Consider the following 20,079-nt stretch of genomic DNA (forward strand, 5'->3'; position numbering starts at 1 on the left):
CCGACTTGCCTCGCGATTGCGGCCTATCAGACACATCGCATCGCGGGGCAAGCCCGCTCCCACAGCAAACCCGCTTGTGTCTTGAGGAAGGAATAGAATCTGGAGTGAGAGCGGTGAATGCGCTTCGCTAGCAGCAGGGTAGACCCGGTGGGAGCGGGCCTTGCCCCGCGATTGGCTGCGCAGCGACCGTAAAAACATCTGCTTGCAAGTCAACGGACATACCGAAGCGACTGAATTGCTGCCGCTTCGCGTCAGATCGCAGGGCAAGCCAGCTCCCACCGGGAGCTGGCTTCATGGTCGATGGTCACTTCGGGCAAGCAGATCAGCGGTCTTTGAACTGCGCTTCACGCTTGGCGACAAACGCCGCCATGCCTTCCTTCTGGTCTTCAGTGGCGAAGGCCGCGTGGAACACACGACGCTCAAAACGCACGCCTTCGCTCAGGGTGACCTCAAAGGCGCGGTTGACGCTTTCCTTGATCATCATGCTCACTGGGATTGACTTGCTGGCGATGCTGGCCGCGACCTTCAAGGCTTCTTCGAGCAGTTGTTCCTGTGGTACCACACGCGCCACCAAGCCCGCACGCTCGGCCTCTTCAGCGCCCATCAGGCGACCACTGAGGCACAGCTCCATGGCTTTGGCCTTGCCCACAGCGCGGGTCAGGCGCTGGGTGCCGCCCATACCCGGCAGCACGCCGAGGTTGATTTCCGGCTGGCCGAACTTGGCGTTGTCAGCGGCCAGAATGAAGTCGCACATCATCGCCAGTTCACAGCCTCCGCCCAGGGCGAAGCCCGACACTGCGGCAATGATCGGCTTGCGGCGGTTGGCGACGCGGTCAGCATCGCTGAACAGGTCATCGACATAGATCTGCGGGTAACGCAGGTCGGCCATTTCCTTGATGTCGGCCCCGGCGGCAAAGGCTTTGGCCGACCCGGTGAGCACCACGCAGCCGATGTTCGGGTCTTTTTCCAGCTGATCCAGTGCCTGATTGATCTCACCGACGATCTGCGCGTTCAGCGCATTGAGCGCTTGCGGCCGGTTGAGGGTAATCAGGCCGACCTTGCCGTGGATGTCCAACAAAATGGTTTCAAATGACATGCAAGCTGCTCCCGTCAAAGATTGCGCGCAATGACCATGCGCTGAATATCGCTGGTACCTTCGTAAATCTGGCAGACCCGCACATCGCGGTAAATCCGCTCCAGCGGAAAGTCGCTCAGATAGCCATAACCACCCAAAGTCTGCAAGGCATCCGAGCAGACCTTTTCGGCCATTTCCGAGGCAAACAGCTTGGCCATCGACGCTTCGACCAGCGCCGGGCGCCCGGCATCACGCAGCGACGCGGCATGCAAGACCATCTGCCGCGCCACCGCAATGCGGGTTGCCATGTCGGCCAGACGGAAGGCCACCGCTTGGTGTTCGATCAGCGCTTTGCCGAAACTTTCACGTTCGCGGGCATAGTCACGAGCCGCCTCAAAGGCGGCGCGGGCCATGCCTACCGATTGCGACGCAATGCCGATACGCCCGCCCTCAAGGTTGGCCAGAGCGATTTTGTAGCCTTCGCCCTCTTCGCCCAAGCGATTGGCCACCGGCACGCGCACATTTTCAAAGACGATCTGGCAGGTGTCCGAGGCGTGCTGACCGAGTTTGTCTTCAACCCTGGCCACTTGGTAACCCGGCGAATCCGTAGGCACGATAAAGGCACTGATGCCACGTTTGCCGGCCTCAGGGTCGGTCACTGCAAACACGATCACCACCCCGGCGTTCTGCCCGGAAGTGATGAACTGTTTGCAGCCATTGAGCACATAGTGATCGCCGTCACGGCGTGCTCGGGTTTTCAGGCTGCTGGCATCGGAGCCTGCTTGCGGCTCGGTCAGGGCGAAAGCACCGAGCATCGCACCACTGGCCAGCGGCGTGAGGAATTGCTGCTTCTGCTGCTCGTTGCCGAACTTGAGGATCGGCACGCAGCCCACCGAGTTATGCACGCTCATGATGGTCGAGCAGGCACCATCGCCCGCAGCGATTTCTTCCAGGGCCATGGCGTAGGCCACATAGCCGGTATCGCTGCCACCCCACTGCTCAGGCACCAGCATGCCGAACAGCCCCAGCTCAGCCATTTCGGCAATGGCCTCCTTAGGAAAGCGATGTTCACGGTCCCATTGTTCGGCAAACGGCCGCAGACGCTCCTGAGCGAATTGACGGACGGCATCGCTGATTTGCTGTTGTTCTTCAGTTACTAGCATGGTGCACCTCAGTACAGACACTCGACGGCCATCGCAGTGGCTTCACCACCACCAATGCAGATGGCGGCAACGCCACGACGCAAACCTTTCTGGCGCAAGGCCGCCAGCAAGGTAACCAGAATCCGCGCGCCCGAGGCACCGATCGGATGGCCCAGGGCACAAGCGCCACCATGGACGTTGACCTTGTCATGGGGCAGGTCCAGGTGCTTCATTGCTGCCAGGGTCACCACGGCAAAGGCTTCGTTGATCTCGAACAGATCGACATCGGCCAGGTTCCAGCCGGTGCGCTTGATCAACTTGTCGATCGCGCCAATCGGAGCGGTCGGAAACAATGCAGGGGTATCAGCAAACGCGGCATGGCCATGAATCACCGCCAGCGGTTTGAGCCCTTGTTTTTCCGCCTGCGAGCGGCGCATCAGCACCAGTGCTGCGGCACCGTCGGAAATCGAGCTGGAGTTCGCTGCGGTAACTGTTCCGCCGTCACGGAAGGCTGGTTTGAGCTGCGGGATCTTGTCCAGACGGGCTTTCGGTGGTTGCTCGTCGTCGCTGATCAGACGCTGGGTTTTGCCTTCGGTAATTTGCACCGGGACGATTTCACTGGCAAAGCTGCCGTCCTTGATTGCCTGCTGTGCGCGGGTCAACGAGGCAATGGCAAAGTCGTCTTGTTGCTGACGCGTGAAGTCATTGGTTTCTGCACAGTCTTCGGCAAAGGTGCCCATCAGGCGCCCTTTGTCGTAGGCATCTTCAAGGCCATCGAAGAACATGTGGTCGATGATCTTGCCGTGCCCCATGCGATAGCCGCTGCGCGCTTTGTCCAGCAGGTACGGCGCATTGGACATGCTTTCCATACCCCCAGCCACCACCACATCGGCAGTGCCTGCCAGCAGCAGATCATGCGCCATGATCGCGGCCTGCATGCCCGAGCCGCACATTTTGTTCAGCGTGGTACAGGTAGTCGACTTGTTCAGCCCGGCCCCCAGTGCAGCCTGCCGTGCAGGCGCCTGGCCGAGACCGGCGGGCAGTACACAGCCGAACAGCACTTGCTCGACGCTGTCGGCAGCCACTCCGGCACGCTCGACGGCGGCGCGGATGGCGACGGCCCCCAGTTGTGGTGCAGTCAGGCTTTTCAGGTCGCCTTGCAGCCCCCCCATCGGGGTGCGCACAGCGCTGACAATTACAATCGGGTCGTTGGCGAGGGTCATGTCAGATTCTCCTGCAATTACTTGGCAGCCATGCGCAAGGCGCCGTCGAGACGGATCACCTCGCCATTGAGCATGCTGTTTTCAATGATGTGCTTAGCGAGTGCTGCGTATTCTTGCGGACGACCCAGGCGCGGCGGGAACGGCACCCCAGCGGCCAGCGAGTCGCGCACTTCTTGAGTCATGCCGGCCATCATCGGCGTTTCGAAAATGCCGGGGGCGATGGTCATCACACGGATGCCGAAACGCGCCAGCTCACGGGCTGCAGGCAAGGTCAGGCTGGCGATGGCGCCTTTGGAGGCGGCATAAGCCGCCTGCCCGATCTGACCGTCGTAGGCAGCAATTGACGCGGTGTTGATGATCACGCCACGTTCACCGTCGGCGCTCGCTTGACCTTCCGCCATGGCCGCAGCGGCCAGGCGCAGCAGGTTGAAGCTGCCAACCAGGTTGATATTGATCACCCGGCTGAAGCTGTCCAGGCCGTGTGGGCCGTTCTTGCCCAGCACCTTTTCGGCACCTACAACACCGGCGCAGTTAATCAGCCCGTGCAAGCTGCCAAAGGCCGTAACGGCCGCATCGACCGCCGCCTTGGCTGCCGCTTCCTGGCTGATGTCGGCCACGGCAAAGCGCGCCTTGCTGCCCAGTGCCTCGGCTTTGGCCTGAACGGCTTCAGCGTTCAGGTCGACCAGCATCACCTGGGCGCCAGCGGCGATGAGCATTTCTGCGGTGGCAGCGCCCAGGCCCGAGGCCGCACCGCTGACAATGAAATTCTTGTTGGTAATCTGCATAATGCTCTGTCCTCAAGCGCTGGCGGTCTGGGCCAACGCGGCTTGTTGTTTGGCAATTTCCTGGTTGCGCAGGATGAAACGCTGCAGCTTGCCGCTAGGGGTTTTGGGCAGCTCGCTGACGAATTCGATTTCCCGTGGGTAGGCGTGGGCATAAAGACGCTGACGCACGTGTTGTTTCAGGGCTTCGGCCAATTCCTCACCAGCTTGGTGACCGCTGGCCAGCACCACGAACGCCTTGATCAGTTCGGTGCGCTCAGGGTCCGGTTTGCCGACCACTGCCGCCTCGATCACCGCCGGGTGCTCGATCAGCGCGCTCTCAACATCAAAAGGTCCTACCCGGTAGCCCGAAGTGGTGATGACGTCGTCGCTGCGACCCACAAAACTGATGCTGCCGTCGGCGTTAAGCTCAACGGTATCGCCGCTGAGGTAATACTTGCCGACGATCGATTTGGTTGGCACACCGTGATAGCCGCCGAACCAGCACAACGGTGACTGCTCACGGTCTACGGCGAGAATGCCTGGCTGCCCGGCGGGCAATTCCTGGTGCTGCTCGTCGAGTACGACAATGCGGTGCCCAGGGATGGCATAGCCGGCCGAACCCAGATGCACCGGGTGCTGCAGGCCGTGGTGGTTGCACAACACCATGCCCAGTTCGGTCTGCCCGTAATGGTCATGGATCGTCACGCCGAGTTCCTCGCCAAACCAGCGGATCACTTCCGGGTTAAGCGGCTCACCGGCGCTACTGACCACCCGCAGGCGGCCTTTGATCGGGCTGGAGAAGGTGTTACCGGCAGCAATCAGCAGGCGATAGGCGGTCGGTGACCCGGCCAGGTTGGTGATCGCGTACTTGTCGATCACCTTGCAGGTGCTCTCGACGCTGAACGGCCCATCGAAAAAGGTCGTGGCATGCCCCAACGCCAACGGGCCAGTCACCGCGTAATACAAACCATAGGCCCAGCCCGGGTCGGCCAGGTTCCAGAAGTTGTCTTCATCACGCAGGTCGATGGCGTCGCGCATGTAGCCCTGGAAGGCAACAATCGCGCGCAGTGGCACCAGCAGGGGTTTGGCCGGCCCAGTCGTGCCGGAGGTGAACATCATCAGGAACGGCGCATCACCGTTGAGCAGTACCGGCTCGCATTGGTCGCTGGCGGCCTGCAGGGCGTGATGGAAATCCAGGTCAGTGGAGCCGCTTTCAGCGCCGATGCAAATGATCGACGGGCAATCGACCACATCGTCGAGTTTGACGCGATTGGTGCGGTCAGTGATCACCACGCGCGCACCGGACTGATGCACACGATGCTCGACGGCTTTAGGGCCAAACGCAGTGAACAGCGGTTGATACACAGCCCCCAATCGCCAAGTGGCCAGCACGGTGACCAGCAGCTCGGGAATCCGCGGCAGCAAACCGGCAACCCGATCACCTGGCCCTACTCCCTGAGCGCGCAGGACGTTGGCAAAGCGTGCCGCCTGCTGTTGCAACTGCTCGAAGCTGTACTGGGCACTCTGGCCGTCTCGGCCTTCCCAGTTCAGGGCAATCTTGTCACTGCCAACATGCCGATCACAGCATTCGACACAGGCGTTGAGCCCTTCAAGGCTGCCGTGCAAGGCTGCATCAGCCACCTGGAGATAGTCAAAGCCGCTCGCGGCTACGGCGTAATCACGCATCGTCAGACTCCTGATTGTTATTGTTGGAGTAACACCATGAATCTGACGATAGTCGCGCTGGACGGCGCCCGGGACAATGGCCAAAGCTGTCAAACTGGATGACTGGTTTGGCCTGTCCCGGGGCGGCGGTTTAACCGGCTCCTTCGCCCGCCAAGTCCGCTGCCAGGGCTTCTTCGGTCAACGTCAGCGCCAACGCCTTGAGTGCCGCTTCACGCTCACTGGCCAGCTGGTTGGCCTGTTCCAGGTACGTCCCCTCACTGATGCCTTCTTCATCGGTCAGCGCATCGAGCCGTGTCCAGAACGGTTGCTCGACCGTTGTGAAGCGCTCGGCGTGTTCACGGCGCAAGTGCTCCAGCCAAAAATCCCGCTGGCTAATGTACTGCGCCAATTGCGCTCCGCTTTCTGCGGAACGAACGGTTTGCGCAGCATCTGCGAGCATGGCGTCGCTGACCCCGGCAATGGCCTGAAACTGCATGGTGCTGGGCTGCCCCGGCAAGCCAAGCTCATCGGCCAGACCACTGCGATAGGCCAGGCTGACTTCGATTTCATCGACACCGCGCCCTTGCGTCCTGCGCGCGTTGATGTCCTCACGTGCAATCCGCTCGACCTGATCCAGGCGAAACAGCCGTCTGGCCAGGTCCAGGCGGGCTAGCCCAGCCCCGCCGGACGTGCTGCTCTGCAAGGCACGTGCGGCAAAAACCCGTACTTCGAGGGTGCTGAAGCACGAAGCGACACTGTCGACACAGGTGCGGGGATTACTGGCCAGGTTGAACAGTTCCTGACGTAATTCGGTGTTTTGCTGTGCAGCCTCGAACATGTCCCAGACCCGTCGCTCCAGATCGTCGCGGACCTGACGAAAGTCGCTGGTGCCGCTCAGTTCACTGACCAACTGGAAAAAATCGTCGCTGCCTGGCTCGCCCCGCAAGCTGTCCCATAGTGCGGCATGCGCTTGCTGTAGTTGAGCGTCTGCATTCTGCGTCCATAGCTCCCGGGCCGCCTGCCCCTCCAACACGGCCGATGCTACTACCGGGTCAGGCGCAAGCAAGCGCTGCTGAACTGCAAGGCTTAGAGGATTACCCTGCGTTAACAATGCCCTTCGGAAAGAGCGTGGTGCTTGCAGAATGATTTCCGGAATGCTGGAGATATGGTTATTGCGCAGGTCGGCGTGCTCGATCAACGTGCACCAGATCAGATCCGACGGCACAGTCTGCAACCTGCAGTTGCGCAAGTGCAATTCATGCAGGTGTGTCAGGTCCCGAACCCCCAGGCTGATGGCCCCCAGCGGGTTATGGCTTAACATCAACGCCTGTAAATGCCGCATATTGCCCAGTATGGTTGCCGCAGACCGCGTCATGCGGATCTGATTGTTGTTCAATTGCAGCGTCCTGAGCTGATCGAGCTGCTCAAGGTTTGCAGGCAACGCGGTAAGCCGGTTACCGCTCAGGTTCAGCCTGCGTAGCCTTCTGAAGCGCTGCAAAAACATGGTTGGCAACTCGCGCAACTGCAGATTCACCAGCACCAACTCGGCGACATGGCCGAAATCGACTCGAGCCGGTAGTTCCGGCAACGCCTGAACAGCAGTGCCGGTCAGGCTCAAGCGCATACCCTGCGACTGTCCGTGATGGTCCATGACCCGATCACTTTGCAGTCGCCAGCAGCGCCGTAGCTCCTCGGCAACCTCCCGGCGTGCAGCCGGGCCGGACGGTTGTGTCGCATCAGCCTCCCAAACCGCCAGCGTCTCATCCAGTTGCTGGTACTCTTGCTCCTGACTGAGCAAATTATCAAATGCCGAACCTTCCGCCTGCAGTAACAGGTTCAGAAAAGCTTCCGCTTGCTGATCATTGAAACCGAAGTAGAGGGCGCGGATACGATTGAGCAACGTCTCCTCGGCGTGACTACGCCCCTCCCCGCGGCCACTGAGCAGATACCCCACCCGACCATCAGCAAGGCGCTGCCCTGGATTGAACCAAGGCTTGATCTTTGGCCAGCCCAGCATGCGTTCCAGCTGCTCAGGCTGCGCGGGTAGCCAACCCTGCAAGTCCTGGCGGACCTGATCGACAGCGTTACTGCCAGCCCAGCCCAAGCGTGACCGCTGGGCTTCTGGCAGAATGGCCAGCAGCACTTGCGCCAAACCTGCCGGCTCATCGATCTCAAGGTCCAAGGCATGCCCCTGGCCATCGCTGAGTTCAAAACGACCTTCGCGCCACACCATCACATGCTCGCTTCGACTCTGCGTGTTCAACACTGCCAGGCGCCGACCACTGGAAGAACCTTGTCGTAATTCCAGGTTGATACTGCTTGGCCAGTTGGCATGCTTGCGCAACAGGTTGAACACCAGGTCGACCGTGTCGGCTGGGAGGCTGTTGTGCAGGAACAAACCTTCGCGCGTCCGCGTCAGTTGCGCATGACGCAACAGTGAACGTGCTTGCTCGGCCAGTGCCAGCGGAATGCGTTGTTGCTCGCTCATGCGCAGCCGATCTGCATCACTGGCCTGTTTGAGCAAACAGGCCGCATAGGCATCCGGTAACCCAGGAAAGTCTCGCTTGATCAAAGCCAACCCGTCCTGCGCAGGTACATATTGGCGGGCGAAGTGCTCAAACAGCCCTTCACGCAACGACGAGGCGTTTGCCAGCACTTCGGCACGTTGCTCGGCATCGCTCAAACCTGCCGTGTCGATCTGTGCCAGACACCAGGAATAGAACGCTTGATTCGTTTCGCCTGTCGAGGTTTGCCCTAGCTCGGTGAAAAACGCATCGACCTGCGCATCTACGCTAAAGCGCTCCAGGGTGTCGCGCAGACCGACCGGCAATACTCGGTTCTCTACCAACAGGCCACGCAGCTCATCCTGATCAACACCGGCAACCTGCAAAATCTGTTGAATACGCTGCGCGTCAAGGCTGGCTGCTTCAGGCCACAACCGACTCAACAGCAATGCATTGCCTTGCCACTCAAACGGTCGCTCAACACTCAGGACCCAACTCCGCTCCCCGTTAAACTGCAACGTTGGGGCATAGGCGTCCGCTCGTTGTGGATGCTGCAGTTGCCAGCGCCCCTCACGCTCGCGGACCTGGTAGTAAGCGTTGTTGTGCCGCCACCATGTGCGCTGACCATCGGAGTGCAAACCACTGTCCAGTACCTCGGTGTGCTCGGGTACATTCTGTGCTACATACGGCTGAAGGTTTTCAGACCATAAACGGTTGTCACCTGCCTCGTTCGTGACCGGCACCAGGCCATCCACCAGTTTGCTCCGCGCAAAGCCCTTGGCAATGAGCGTGGTACCGGCAGCGACTGCGGCCCCGACTGCCAGGGTTTCAGCCACGCCCAACAGGTGCTCCAACGCTTCATGTTGATGACCACGTGACCAGTCACGCACGCCTTCGAAGGTTTCCGAGATCAGCTCTACTGCTGTCTGCGCCAGTAGCAAGGTCCCGACTACGGGCACGAACAAGCCCGCCACGTTCAACATGACCAGGCCAACGTTACGCATCGCCTCCAGTCGCTTTGCCGTCGCGGCGTGGTCGGCATCGTCTGTCGGCACCAACAGCTTGCGGGCGTCATCTTTAATGCGCTGAACTTGCTGCATGGCCAGGCCGTTGAAAATATCGCCAACTGCTGCCACGCCTGCCACTTGCAGGTCAGGCGTGGCATCTGCAAGCCGTTTGCGCAAAGTGGCAAGCATCCCTGGCAATTGCCCGAGGCTGACCCGGCGACGCAGGTACTCATCATGCTGTGGATTGCCCAGCACTGCCGCCAAGCTATCGTTCAACAACTGCCAGGACGCAAAGCCATACAACTCCCGATCCGGTGCACCCGGCAAATACAGCACCACGCGCAGCACCTGACCACTGGCATCGTGCTGTTCAACTGCCAAGGCACCATCAACCGCACAATCGAGCAAGGTGAACGTCAGGGCGCGCCAACCTGCGCCTGGCGCGGGGGGCTGTGCAGAGTCCGCCACCAGGTAGCGCAACATATCCAGTTCGGCCGGCGCAATGTGCCCCTTCATCGAGGCGATCTCTGCCGCCAGTGCCAGCCCTCTTCGCTTGTCATGCGTCAAGGTCGTGAGGGCGTACTCGTCGAAGGCCTGGTCAAGGAGGGCCTGATAATCCGCACCAGCATCATTTTCACGGCAAAACAATGCAATTGCCTCGGTCTCCGCGCTGACCAGATCGGTCTGACTGGTTACCGGAACCGGGTCTTTATTCGACGTGGCCAGGCCCGAACCGAGGTAAAAACTCGCATCGGGTTCAAAGTTCTGCATCAACCGCTGCAAGGCCGGTTCATGGACAAACCAGATCGTGTCCTCTGGCAGTTGCCCCCCCTGCGGGACGCGAAAGGATCGCCTGACTTCTCGCCAGTAGAGCGAGCGAATGTCGTCCTCCAGCGCCAGTGGCCCTGTTAAAAAAGTTTCCAGTTGCTTAACGGCGTAGGCGTCTGGGGAGATGATGCCGGCGATGACCTGGTGGAGCTGGTCCTGGGAGCGGTTATGCGCGCTAAAGCAGGCACGCAGTGTGTTGATCTGCTCAGGTGAAGCCTGCTTCAACCAGGCGGGCAGGCGAGCCTGGATAAAGTCATCAGTAGCATGGGTGATCTTTGCTGCGACAGCGGCTCGGCCAGCGTCGGGTGGAGTGTTCGCCATGACGGTCGTCCATGAGGGAATGAACCGTCAGCCTCTGCTGTTCAGGCCGATCAATGCAGAAGGAAAATCCTCGCTGTCAGGCCTGCGCCTGCCCCTGCAGGATCACCGTTCGATAGTGCCCGGGATTGCAGCCGAACCACTTGCGAAAGGCTTTGTAGAACGAACTGGTGTCGGCAAAACCAAGACGATCGGCGATATCGGCAAAACCCAGCTCGACTTCGGCCAGCCAGGTAATCGCCAACTCCCGTCGCACGCTATCTTTGAGCCCCTGATAGGTCTGGCCCTCTTCAGCCAGGCGCCGGCGCAGCGTCGAAGTAGAAAGGCACAGCTGGCGCGCCAGACTATCGGCGTCCGGCCAATGACCGGGATCCATCTGCAACAGATCCTGACGGATACGCCGTGCCAGGCTGGCCGGGTCGCGATATTTAACCAGGATGTTTCCCGGCAACTCGCTGAGAAAGCGCTGCAGTTCTTCATCACTGCGCTTGAGCGGCAGATCGAGGCAATCGGCGGCAATGATCATTCGCGAGCGCGGACGATCGAATTGCAGGTTTTCCGAGAACATGACCCGGTAATCGTCGCAGAACGGCGGCTCGGCACAGCGCAGCTCGATGGCCAGTATCGGAATGCGCCGCCCTGCCAGCCAGCACGCCACACCGTGGACGATCATCCAGAAGGTGAAGTAGGTAAAGGCGCGGCGTGGCTGTTCACGCGGCTCGCCAATGACGATTTCAGCCAGGCTCTGCTGACGAACCAGGCTAGGCTGCAAGTCTTCGAGCATCAACGACAGAAAAGCCAGGGCCGTCTCCAGCCCCGCACCCAGGGTGGGTTGGGCCATCGCTGTCCGGCACAGGAACGCCAGGCTGCCGCTGCGCAGGCCACGTGGGTCCATACCGAAAAACTCATCGTGGCTGCGTCGCGCCAGCAAACGCCAAAGCTGTGCGAAAGCGCTGGCCGGCACCCGGGCATCTGCCTGCTGAAGCAGGGCCGGGTCAATACCAATACGCTTGAGCATGGACTCGCTCAGCGCTCCCTGCGTGAAGCTTTGCAACAGCGCCTCGCGCACCAATTGCATGGAGATGGTGTCTTTGCCCGCCATCAACAGTACTTCGCCTTACCCGACTGAATTGACCGCCATCTTAGGGGCCACAGCAGAAAATGCCAGCACCGCGTCATGGGCTTGGCGCCAGGCTCAGGAAGGCCTGGATCAGACGCAGTTCACGACGACGCTCCAGGCAGCCGATCATGTGCTGGTTGACTAGCCCGGAACCTACGATCGAGCGCGCCACCACTCGAGGATCATGGCTCATCTCCACCGACGATACGATGCCAATGCCCAGCTCGGCGGCAACCGCCTCGGTCACCGCTTCGCGGCTGTCCAGTTCCAGCAGCACCCGTGGCTGCACCTTGGCCTCGATACAGGCCTGGTCAAAGGTACGCCGGGTGATCGAACTGGGTTCGCGCAGCACCATGATCTGCCGGTCCAATGCGCTGAGCGGCAACGCCTGTGTGTTGGCCGCCATGGGGTGACCGGCGGGCAGCAAGGCACAAATCTGCGACTCGCCCAAGGCTTGCAGGTACAGCCCTTTGCGTGGTTCGACCTCGGTCAGCACGGCTACGTCGGCGTGTTCACTGAGCAGTGCCGCCAGGGTTTCCTGGGCATTGCCCAGACGTAGGTTAACGGTAATGCCGGGGTACCGCGCACGCAGTTGGGCGAGCATCGGCATAACCCGGTGCGGCCCGTCGGCAGCCACCTCCAGACGCCCGGTCAACAATTGGCGATTGGCCTCAAGCATGGCCTGAGCTTCCTCGGCCAGGCCAAACATGGCCCGCGTGATCGCCGCCAGGCGCGTGCCTTCTTCCGTCAGTTCGACCCGACGCGCGGTACGCCGCAACAAAGTGATCTGGTAGTGCTCTTCCAGGGCCTTGATATGCCCGGTGACCGCCGGCTGGCTGATGAACAACCGCGCCGCAGCACGGGTAAAGCTGCCCTCTCGGGCCACCGCATCGAACGCACGGAGCTGAAACAGGTTCATATCTATCGGCCTGACTTATGGCTGGCATAACAACAAACAATTTGATTGATGGCGCGCAGAATTGCAACTTAGGCCCCGTAGTTTCAGCCCACCGCTTGTGAGGAACTTCGGAATGAGCAACGCCCCAATCCTGCTGACCCCTGGTCCTTTGACCACCTCGTCCCGCACCCGCCAAGCGATGTTGGTGGACTGGGGCTCCTGGGACCGCGACTTCAACCAGCTGACCGCCAGCCTGTGTGAGCAACTGCTGGCCATCGTCAACGGTGCCGACAGCCACCACTGTGTACCCCTGCAAGGCAGCGGTACCTTCGCCGTAGAAGCCGCGATCGGCACCCTGGTACCGCGTGACGGCAAAGTTCTGGTGCTGATCAACGGCGCCTATGGCCAACGCCTGGCCAAGATCTGCAAAGTGCTGGGCCGTGCCTACAGCACCTTTGAAACCGCTGAAGACGAACCGACCACCGCTGCCGACGTTGACCGTTTGCTGGCCGCTGACACCAGCATCACCCACGTGGCTCTGATTCATTGCGAAACCAGTACCGGCATTCTTAACCCGCTGCCCGAGATCGCCCAGGTCGTTGCGCATCACGGCAAGCGCCTGATCATCGACGCCATGAGCTCGTTCGGCGCACTGCCGATTGATGCCCGCGAGGTGCCGTTCGATGCACTGATTGCCGCTTCCGGGAAATGCCTGGAAGGTGTGCCGGGCATGGGTTTTGTCTTCGCCAATAAGCAATCGCTAGCCGCCGCTGAAGGCAACTCACCGTCCCTGGCGATGGACTTGCAGGACCAGCACGCCTACATGGCCAAAACCGGCCAATGGCGCTTCACCCCGCCCACTCACGTGGTAGCAGCGCTACATGAAGCCTTGTTGCAGTACAACGAAGAAGGCGGGCTGCCAGCACGGCACCAACGCTATGCCAGCAACTGCAAAACCCTGCTCGACGGCATGGCCGCCATCGGCCTGCGCAGCTTCCTGCCTGCCGAGATTCAGGCCCCGATCATCGTCACCTTCCATGCCCCTAGCGATCCGCGCTACCAGTTCAAAGAGTTCTACGAGCGGGTCAAGGCCAAGGGCTTCATCCTCTACCCAGGCAAGCTGACCCAGGTCGAAACCTTCCGCGTCGGCTGCATCGGTGTGGTGGGTCCGGAGGGCATGCAAGCTGCTGTAAACGCTGTGGCCGAAGTGCTGCGGGAAATGGAAGTACTGGACATCTGAAGCGCCGACCCTCTTTTCTAGGAACTCACACATGAACTACAGCAATCCAACCCAACTGCAAGCGGCCATCCTCGACTGGGCCGGTACCGTAGTCGACTTCGGCTCCTTCGCACCCACCCAGATTTTTGTCGAAGCCTTCGCCGAATTCGACGTTGAGGTATCCATCGAAGAAGCCCGCGGCCCGATGGGTATGGGGAAATGGGACCACATCCGCACCCTGTGCGACCAACCTGAGATTGCCGAGCGGTATCGCAAAGTGTTCGGTCGCACCCCGACCGACGACGATGTGACGGCGATTTATGAGCGTTTCATGCCCTTGCAGATCGAGAAAATCGCTGTGCACTCGGCGCTGATCCCTGGCGCCCTGGACACCTTGACCGGCCTGCGCAAAGAAGGCCTGAAAATCGGCTCCTGCTCCGGTTACCCGAAAGTGGTCATGGACAAGGTGGTCGAGCTGGCCGCCAAGAATGGCTACGTGGCCGACCATGTAGTGGCCACCGATGAAACGCCGAACGGTCGCCCCTGGCCAGCTCAAGCGCTGGCCAACGTAATTGCCCTGGGCATTGATGATGTAGCGGCGTGCGTCAAAGTCGACGACACCGTGCCGGGGATTCTGGAAGGTCGCCGCGCCGGTATGTGGACGGTGGCACTGGTGTGCTCGGGTAACGCCCTGGGCCTGACTTACGAAGGCTACCGCGCCCTCGGCGCAGACACGCTGGACAGCGAGCGCAAGCGCATCCACGCCCTGTTCGAAGGTTCACGGCCGCACTACCTGATCGACACCATCAACGAACTGCCGGAAGTGATCGCCGACATCAACAAGCGCCTGGCGCGTGGGGAAATGCCGCAAGCGGTGTAATGGAGGAATAATCGATCGCGGGGCAAGCCCGCTCCCACAGAGGTCGGTGGGAGCGGGCTTGCCCCGCGATGCTTCACCCCTGATGCCGCTCAACCCACGCCGCATACTTATCAATGAAAGTCTGCAGGAACGGACGCGTCTTCTCCGTCAGCTTGCCATTCTCATCAAACAGGCTCGCCGCCCCGCCAATGTAGGCCTCCGGCTGCTGCATGCAAGGCACATCGAGAAACACCAAAGACTGACGCAAGTGATGGTTGGCACCAAAGCCGCCCACTGCCCCCGGCGAGACACTGATCACCGCACCCGGCTTGCCACTCCAGCTACTTAGCCCATACGGCCTTGACCCGACATCAATCGCGTTCTTCAGCACACCCGGCACCGAGCGGTTGTACTCCGGCGTGACGAACAGCACCGCATCACTGTTGCGCAACTGCTCGCGGAAGGTTTTGTAGGCCGCCGGCGGATCAACATCAATGTCTTCGTTGTAGAGCGGCAAATCGCCGATTTCGACAATCTTCAATTTGAGGTTAGCGGGCGCAAGCTCCGCAAGTGCCAGGGCGACTTTGCGGTTGTAGGATTCCTTGCGCAAGCTGCCGACGACGACGGCTACCGAATACACCTGACTCATGGCGATTTCCTGACATAGAGGACAAAGGAACTTGTAGGTATAGATGATCTGCCCGACGGCGAAAGTTTTTTTCCCGGCAAGCAAAACTACAGGGGCAATCGGTGGTCTATGCCTGACAGAAAATTCCTAGAGGTTGCACGGTAAATGACAGCAGTACTGGTCGGACGGTTTCATGCACGGGACGCAGAAGGCCGCATCTACCCCGTTCATGAGTTTCAGGAAGCCATCCCGAACGCCGACGGTAGTGCCTCTTCCTTGCCCATTACCACCTACACGCTGGCCATTGGCGACAAGGTCAACCACCTGGGCGATGACCGCTTCGAACTGGCCCGCACCGGCGTCGAGATCATCCGCATCCCTTGATGCAATCGACGGTGTAGACCCGCCCCTGCAGCCCTACTTCATGCTGCAGGCCGTGCACATCGGCGACAAAACCGGGGAAGCCGCTGTCGAAGGCTGCGGCAAAAGCCAGGTAATCGATAATCGAGCGCGTCGCTTCGGTGAAGCGTTCACCGGGCATCACCAACGGTATGCCCGGCGGGTACGGCACCAGCATGACCGCAGAAACACGCCCGATCAGTTGATCGATCGGCACCGCTTCTACGTCTCCACGCACCATACGGTCATAGGCGTCAGCGGGTTTCATCACCACCTCAGGCAAACGCGTAAACAGCCGTTTGAGCTGCTTGGCCGTGGCATTGCTGCGATAACAGGCATGCAACTGGTCACACAGATCCCGTAAACCCAGCCCTTGATAGCGCAGCGGGTCGAGCCGGGCGACACACGGCAGGCTTTCCAGCAAATCGGTGTTGGCGTCGTAGTTGCGTTTGAACTCCAGCAGCTCCGTCAACAAGGTGCTCCACTTGCCCTTGGTGATGCCCATGGAAAACAGCACCAGGAAGGTGTAGAGCCCGGTCTTCTCCACCACCAGGCCACGCTCCCAGAGAAACTTGCTGACCACCGCCGCTGGAATGCCATGTGCGCTCAATGCACCACCGGCATTGAGACCTGGCATGACCAACGTGACCTTGATCGGATCGAGCAACACGTAATCATCACTGACTTCGGCAAACCCGTGCCAATCGGCCTGCGGCGCCAACAACCAATCGTCGCTGCTGAGCTGCTGCACACCCTCGAGCTGCGGCGGCTGCCAGATGCTGAACCACCAGTCGTCGACGGCAATGTGCTGGCGCAAATTGGCCATGGCCCGGCGAAAGCTCAAGGCCTCATCGAACATTTCCTGCATCAACGACCGCCCTGCAGGCCCCTCCATCATCGTCGAGGCCACATCCAGCGATGCCAGGATGCTGTATTGCGGCGACGTGGAGATGTGCATCATGAACGCTTCATTGAAACGATCACGGTCCAGTTGGCGGCTGCCACCGTCTTGCACATGGATCATTGACGCCTGACTGAAGGCCGCCAACAGTTTGTGCGTCGAGTGCGTGCTGAATACCAGCGGGCTGTCGGCGCTGCGCGACGTGCCCATGGCATAGCGCCCGGCAAAGAACGGATGGAAGGCCGCATAGGCATACCAGGCCTCATCGAAATGCAGCACCTCGACACTGCTGCCCAACTCCTGCTTGATCAACTCGGCGTTGTAGCACAGACCGTCATAGGTGGAGTTAGTGACCACCGCCAGTTTTACCTTAGCTTCACGCCCCTGCGTCAGGGGGTTGGCCTGGATCTTGGCGCGGATCGACTCAGGGCTGAATTCGCTCAGCGGGATCGGCCCGATAATCCCCAATTCATTGCGCTCAGGGCACAGATACAAAGGGATCGCGCCGGTCATGATGATGGCGTGTACCACCGATTTGTGGCAGTTGCGGTCCACCAGCACCAGGTCGTCGCGCCCGACCATCGAGTGCCAGACGATTTTGTTGGCCGTGGATGTGCCGTTGATCACAAAAAACGTGTGATCCGCCCCGAAATTCCTCGCCGCCCGGCTTTCTGCTGCCGCCAGAGGGCCGGTGTGATCCAGCAACGAGCCCAGCTCAGGCACCGACACCGAGAGGTCTGAACGCAGAGTGTTCTCACCAAAGAACTGATGAAACGCCAACCCGACCGGGCTTTTGCGATAAGCCACACCACCGCCATGCCCTGGCGTGTGCCAGGAGTAATTGGACTGCTCGGTGTGTTGCACCAACGCTTTGAAAAAAGGCGGCAGCAGGCCATCCAGGTAGTTATGCGCCGCCCGCGCCACTTGCCGGGCCAGAAACGGTACGGTGTCTTCGAACAGGTAGAGAATGCCGCGCAGTTGATTCAACTCGCTCATGACATCCGCCGGGGCGTTTTCCAGGGTGACCTGCTCACCCAGGGCAAAGATCGGCAAATGCGGTGCACGTAGCCGGGCCAGGCGAATCAACTCAACCATGTTCTGCAACAGGTGACGGTTCTCGCCTGCGCCTTCAGCGGCAATCAGCATGCAGGCCAGGCCGTGATGGGTCGAGGCGACCAGCCGGCCTTCGCTGTAATCGACAGCGCAAAGAATGGTGAAGCCGTCTTGGGCCAGTTCCTGCGCGATACCACGTACGCGCTCGCCCGCCACTGAATCCGCCTTGATATCGCGGTGGACGATCAGAACAGGGAACTTGAGGTCCTTGTACATAAGGGGGTGTCTACTCCGAATGACACGCTTGTCATTTCAGGGTAGAAGCTCGCCAGCCCCCTTGCGCGGTAATCTGCCTCAGTTGGCCTCGGCCAGTTGCTGCCACAACGCAGGGCCACCTGCCGACTTGGAAATCGCTTCCAGGCGAGCGATGTGCGCTTCAAGCTCCTGCTCGGTAGCACGAATGATCCGGCCGGGTTGCCGACCGCTCAAACGCCGGATTTCACTGCCGCGGCTGCCTTCACTATTATCCTCGCCATCCGCGCCCTGCCCGGCAAGCGACAGGCTGGTCTGGCCGCCGGTCATGGCCAGGTAGACGTCGGCCAACAGCTCCGAGTCGAGCAACGCGCCGTGCAGCTCACGGCCCGAGTTGTCGATGCCGTAGCGCTTGCACAAGGCATCGAGGCTGTTGCGCTGCCCTGGGTGCCGGGAGCGCGCCATCATCAGGGTATCGAGGATGGTGCAGTGCTGCGAGATATCAGCGCGGTCGTGCTGACCGAGCAGGGCGAACTCGTTGTTAATGAAGCCGACGTCGAACGCCGCGTTGTGAATGATCAGCTGAGCGCCCTGGATGAATTCGAAGAACTCATCGGCCACCTCAGCAAAACGCGGTTTGTCGAGCAGGAAAGCGTCAGTAATACCGTGGACGCCAATGGCGCCTTCGTCACTCTCGCGGTCTGGCTGCAGATAAACGTGGAAGTGCCGCCCGGTCAGGCGTCGGCCCATCAGTTCGACACAGCCGATTTCGATGACCCGGTGACCGTCGGTAACCGGCATACCGGTGGTTTCGGTGTCCAGGACGACCGACCTGTTGCTCTGAATCTCCACGCCGGTGGCCTCCTGTCGCCTACAGCTTGCTGATGAAAGCCGGGTATTCTACCTCAGCTGGCGGCCAAGTGGCGGCTGCTGTGCTCAGCACAGGCCGCGCACCTCATCGACGCCGCGATTGGCCAACTGGTCGGCACGCTCGTTGCCTGGGTGGCCGATGTGGCCGCGCACCCATTGCCAGGTCACCTTATGGCGCCCAACTTGTTCATCAAGGAGTTTCCAGAGGTCGGCGTTCTTCACCGGCTCCTTGGCAGCGGTTTTCCAACCACGCTTTTTCCAGTTGGCCATCCACTCGTTGATGCCTTTCATCACGTACTGCGAGTCGGTCACCAGCAGCACTTCACACTCGCGCTTGAGGGCTTCCAGGCCTTTGATCGCCGCCATCAGTTCCATGCGGTTGTTGGTGGTTTCCGGCTCGCCGCCCCACAGTTCCTTCTCGACGCCCTTGCAGACCAGCAGCACACCCCAGCCACCCGGGCCCGGGTTGCCCTTGCAGGCACCATCGGTAAAGATTTCGACGCTATCGCTCATTTACAGCCTATTGATCAATGATTGTGGCCTGCACGCTGCAGGGCCGGCACTCAGGGTTCGGAATGACGCCGGTTGACCTTGGCCATCGGCAACGGCAGCAGCTTGCCCATCGGCTCGCGGCGCTCCAGGCGCAGTGGCCGCAAACCGACCACCATCTTGCGCGCTACCAGCAAGTAAACACCGCCGCCGGCACCTTGCCAGCCACTGGCAATGCGCTCCCAACCCGCCAGGCGCTGTTGCCAGGCCGGGGATGCGAGCGGCGGACGATAGCACCCGAACCGGCGTTTCTCCAGCGCGAAGCCCAGCAGATTAAGCCAGTCACCCACCCTTGACGGGGAAATGCAGCGCGCCTTGCGCAACGCATCATGAGCGAACACCCGGCGCACGCCCCAACTGCTCCAGGGATTGATGCCGATGATCACCAGATGCCCGCCCGGCCGCACGCTGCTGGCCGCCTCACGCAGCAGGCCGTGGGGCGACAGGCTGAAATCCAGGCCATGCTGCAACACCACCACATCAGCGGCATGCTCGCTCAGCGGCCAGGCCTGCTCTTCACAGACGATCTCGACCCCGGGAAGCGGCGCGCCCAAACGCACATTGCGCTGCACTTGCGGTGCTTTGGGCGGCGCCTCGGCACAAGGTCCGTAATGCACCAGGTAACCGCCAAAGTAGCGCCCCAGTTCGTCTTCAAGCAGGCGCTGCTCTTCATGAAGCATCAATTGCCCGAGAGGGCCGGCGAACCAGTCACGGGCCAGGCTGATCAGCTCCAGCCACTGCGGATCGGCCTGGGCAAAGGCTTGATCGGTCATTGCAGTCTCCCTTGAAGGTTCTCGACAGCGTG

16 protein-coding genes are annotated in these 20,079 nt (G+C 60.6%); 3 read left to right on the top strand and 13 right to left on the bottom strand.

Going from position 1 to position 20,079, the window contains the following annotated elements:
- Positions 1–322: 322 nt before the first annotated feature.
- The 8 genes from E1573_RS24430 to E1573_RS24465 form a co-directional block, all read right to left on the bottom strand.
- Complete coding sequence (locus E1573_RS24430; RefSeq protein ID WP_133217105.1) at positions 323–1,096, bottom strand: enoyl-CoA hydratase; 774 nt, start codon at positions 1,094–1,096, stop codon at positions 323–325.
- 14 nt (positions 1,097–1,110) lie between these two features.
- Positions 1,111–2,238 carry an acyl-CoA dehydrogenase gene (locus tag E1573_RS24435; protein WP_133217106.1) on the bottom strand — a complete coding sequence of 376 codons (1,128 nt, stop codon included), beginning with the start codon at positions 2,236–2,238 and terminating at the stop codon, positions 1,111–1,113.
- A gap of 8 nt (positions 2,239–2,246) precedes the next feature.
- Positions 2,247–3,440 (bottom strand): acetyl-CoA C-acyltransferase, encoded by a 1,194-nt coding sequence (locus tag E1573_RS24440; protein ID WP_133217107.1) that lies wholly within the window; start codon positions 3,438–3,440, stop codon positions 2,247–2,249.
- A gap of 17 nt (positions 3,441–3,457) precedes the next feature.
- Positions 3,458–4,225, bottom strand: a complete 768-nt coding sequence (locus E1573_RS24445; protein ID WP_133217108.1) for an SDR family NAD(P)-dependent oxidoreductase — start codon at positions 4,223–4,225, stop codon at positions 3,458–3,460.
- Positions 4,226–4,237: 12 nt separating this feature from the next.
- Positions 4,238–5,890, bottom strand: coding sequence for an acyl-CoA synthetase (locus E1573_RS24450; protein WP_133217109.1), 1,653 nt, complete (start codon positions 5,888–5,890; stop codon positions 4,238–4,240).
- 130 nt (positions 5,891–6,020) lie between these two features.
- Positions 6,021–10,529 carry an NEL-type E3 ubiquitin ligase domain-containing protein gene (locus E1573_RS24455; RefSeq protein WP_133217110.1) on the bottom strand — a complete coding sequence of 1,503 codons (4,509 nt, stop codon included), beginning with the start codon at positions 10,527–10,529 and terminating at the stop codon, positions 6,021–6,023.
- Positions 10,530–10,605: 76 nt separating this feature from the next.
- Positions 10,606–11,628 carry an AraC family transcriptional regulator gene (locus E1573_RS24460; protein ID WP_133217111.1) on the bottom strand — a complete coding sequence of 341 codons (1,023 nt, stop codon included), beginning with the start codon at positions 11,626–11,628 and terminating at the stop codon, positions 10,606–10,608.
- A gap of 73 nt (positions 11,629–11,701) precedes the next feature.
- Positions 11,702–12,565 carry a LysR substrate-binding domain-containing protein gene (locus E1573_RS24465; RefSeq protein ID WP_133217112.1) on the bottom strand — a complete coding sequence of 288 codons (864 nt, stop codon included), beginning with the start codon at positions 12,563–12,565 and terminating at the stop codon, positions 11,702–11,704.
- Between the two features lie 112 nt (positions 12,566–12,677).
- Between E1573_RS24465 and E1573_RS24470 the strand changes: the two genes are divergently transcribed.
- Positions 12,678–13,784 (top strand): 2-aminoethylphosphonate--pyruvate transaminase, encoded by a 1,107-nt coding sequence (locus tag E1573_RS24470; RefSeq protein ID WP_133217113.1) that lies wholly within the window; start codon positions 12,678–12,680, stop codon positions 13,782–13,784.
- Between the two features lie 31 nt (positions 13,785–13,815).
- The gene (gene phnX, locus E1573_RS24475) at positions 13,816–14,643 is read left to right on the top strand and encodes a phosphonoacetaldehyde hydrolase (RefSeq protein ID WP_133217114.1); all 828 of its coding nucleotides are present in this window, start codon (positions 13,816–13,818) and stop codon (positions 14,641–14,643) included.
- Between the two features lie 73 nt (positions 14,644–14,716).
- Here the strand turns inward: phnX and E1573_RS24480 are convergent, their stop codons facing one another.
- Positions 14,717–15,271: an NADPH-dependent FMN reductase gene (locus tag E1573_RS24480; protein ID WP_133217178.1), complete on the bottom strand. Its 555-nt coding sequence runs from the start codon at positions 15,269–15,271 to the stop codon at positions 14,717–14,719.
- Between the two features lie 144 nt (positions 15,272–15,415).
- Here E1573_RS24480 and E1573_RS24485 point away from each other — a divergent pair, with 144 nt between their 5' ends.
- Positions 15,416–15,634, top strand: a complete 219-nt coding sequence (locus E1573_RS24485) for a hypothetical protein (protein WP_133217115.1) — start codon at positions 15,416–15,418, stop codon at positions 15,632–15,634.
- Here the strand turns inward: E1573_RS24485 and E1573_RS24490 are convergent.
- The 4 genes from E1573_RS24490 to E1573_RS24505 form a co-directional block, all read right to left on the bottom strand.
- Entirely contained in the window at positions 15,618–17,879 is a 2,262-nt protein-coding gene (locus E1573_RS24490; RefSeq protein ID WP_133217116.1) for an arginine/lysine/ornithine decarboxylase, read from the bottom strand. The genes E1573_RS24485 and E1573_RS24490 overlap by 17 nt on opposite strands.
- Positions 17,880–17,957: 78 nt before the next feature.
- On the bottom strand, positions 17,958–18,701 hold the full coding sequence (gene dnaQ, locus E1573_RS24495; protein WP_256659616.1) for a DNA polymerase III subunit epsilon: 744 nt from the start codon (positions 18,699–18,701) through the stop codon (positions 17,958–17,960).
- A 90-nt stretch (positions 18,702–18,791) separates the two neighbouring features.
- A complete protein-coding gene (gene rnhA, locus E1573_RS24500; RefSeq protein WP_133217118.1) occupies positions 18,792–19,238 on the bottom strand; it encodes a ribonuclease HI in 447 nt (148 codons plus the stop codon).
- 50 nt (positions 19,239–19,288) lie between these two features.
- Positions 19,289–20,047 (bottom strand): class I SAM-dependent methyltransferase, encoded by a 759-nt coding sequence (locus E1573_RS24505; RefSeq protein ID WP_133217119.1) that lies wholly within the window; start codon positions 20,045–20,047, stop codon positions 19,289–19,291.
- Positions 20,048–20,079 lie beyond the last annotated feature (32 nt).

Source organism: Pseudomonas sp. H9 (genome assembly GCF_004353925.1).
In the GTDB taxonomy this organism is placed as follows: Bacteria; Pseudomonadota; Gammaproteobacteria; order Pseudomonadales; family Pseudomonadaceae; genus Aquipseudomonas.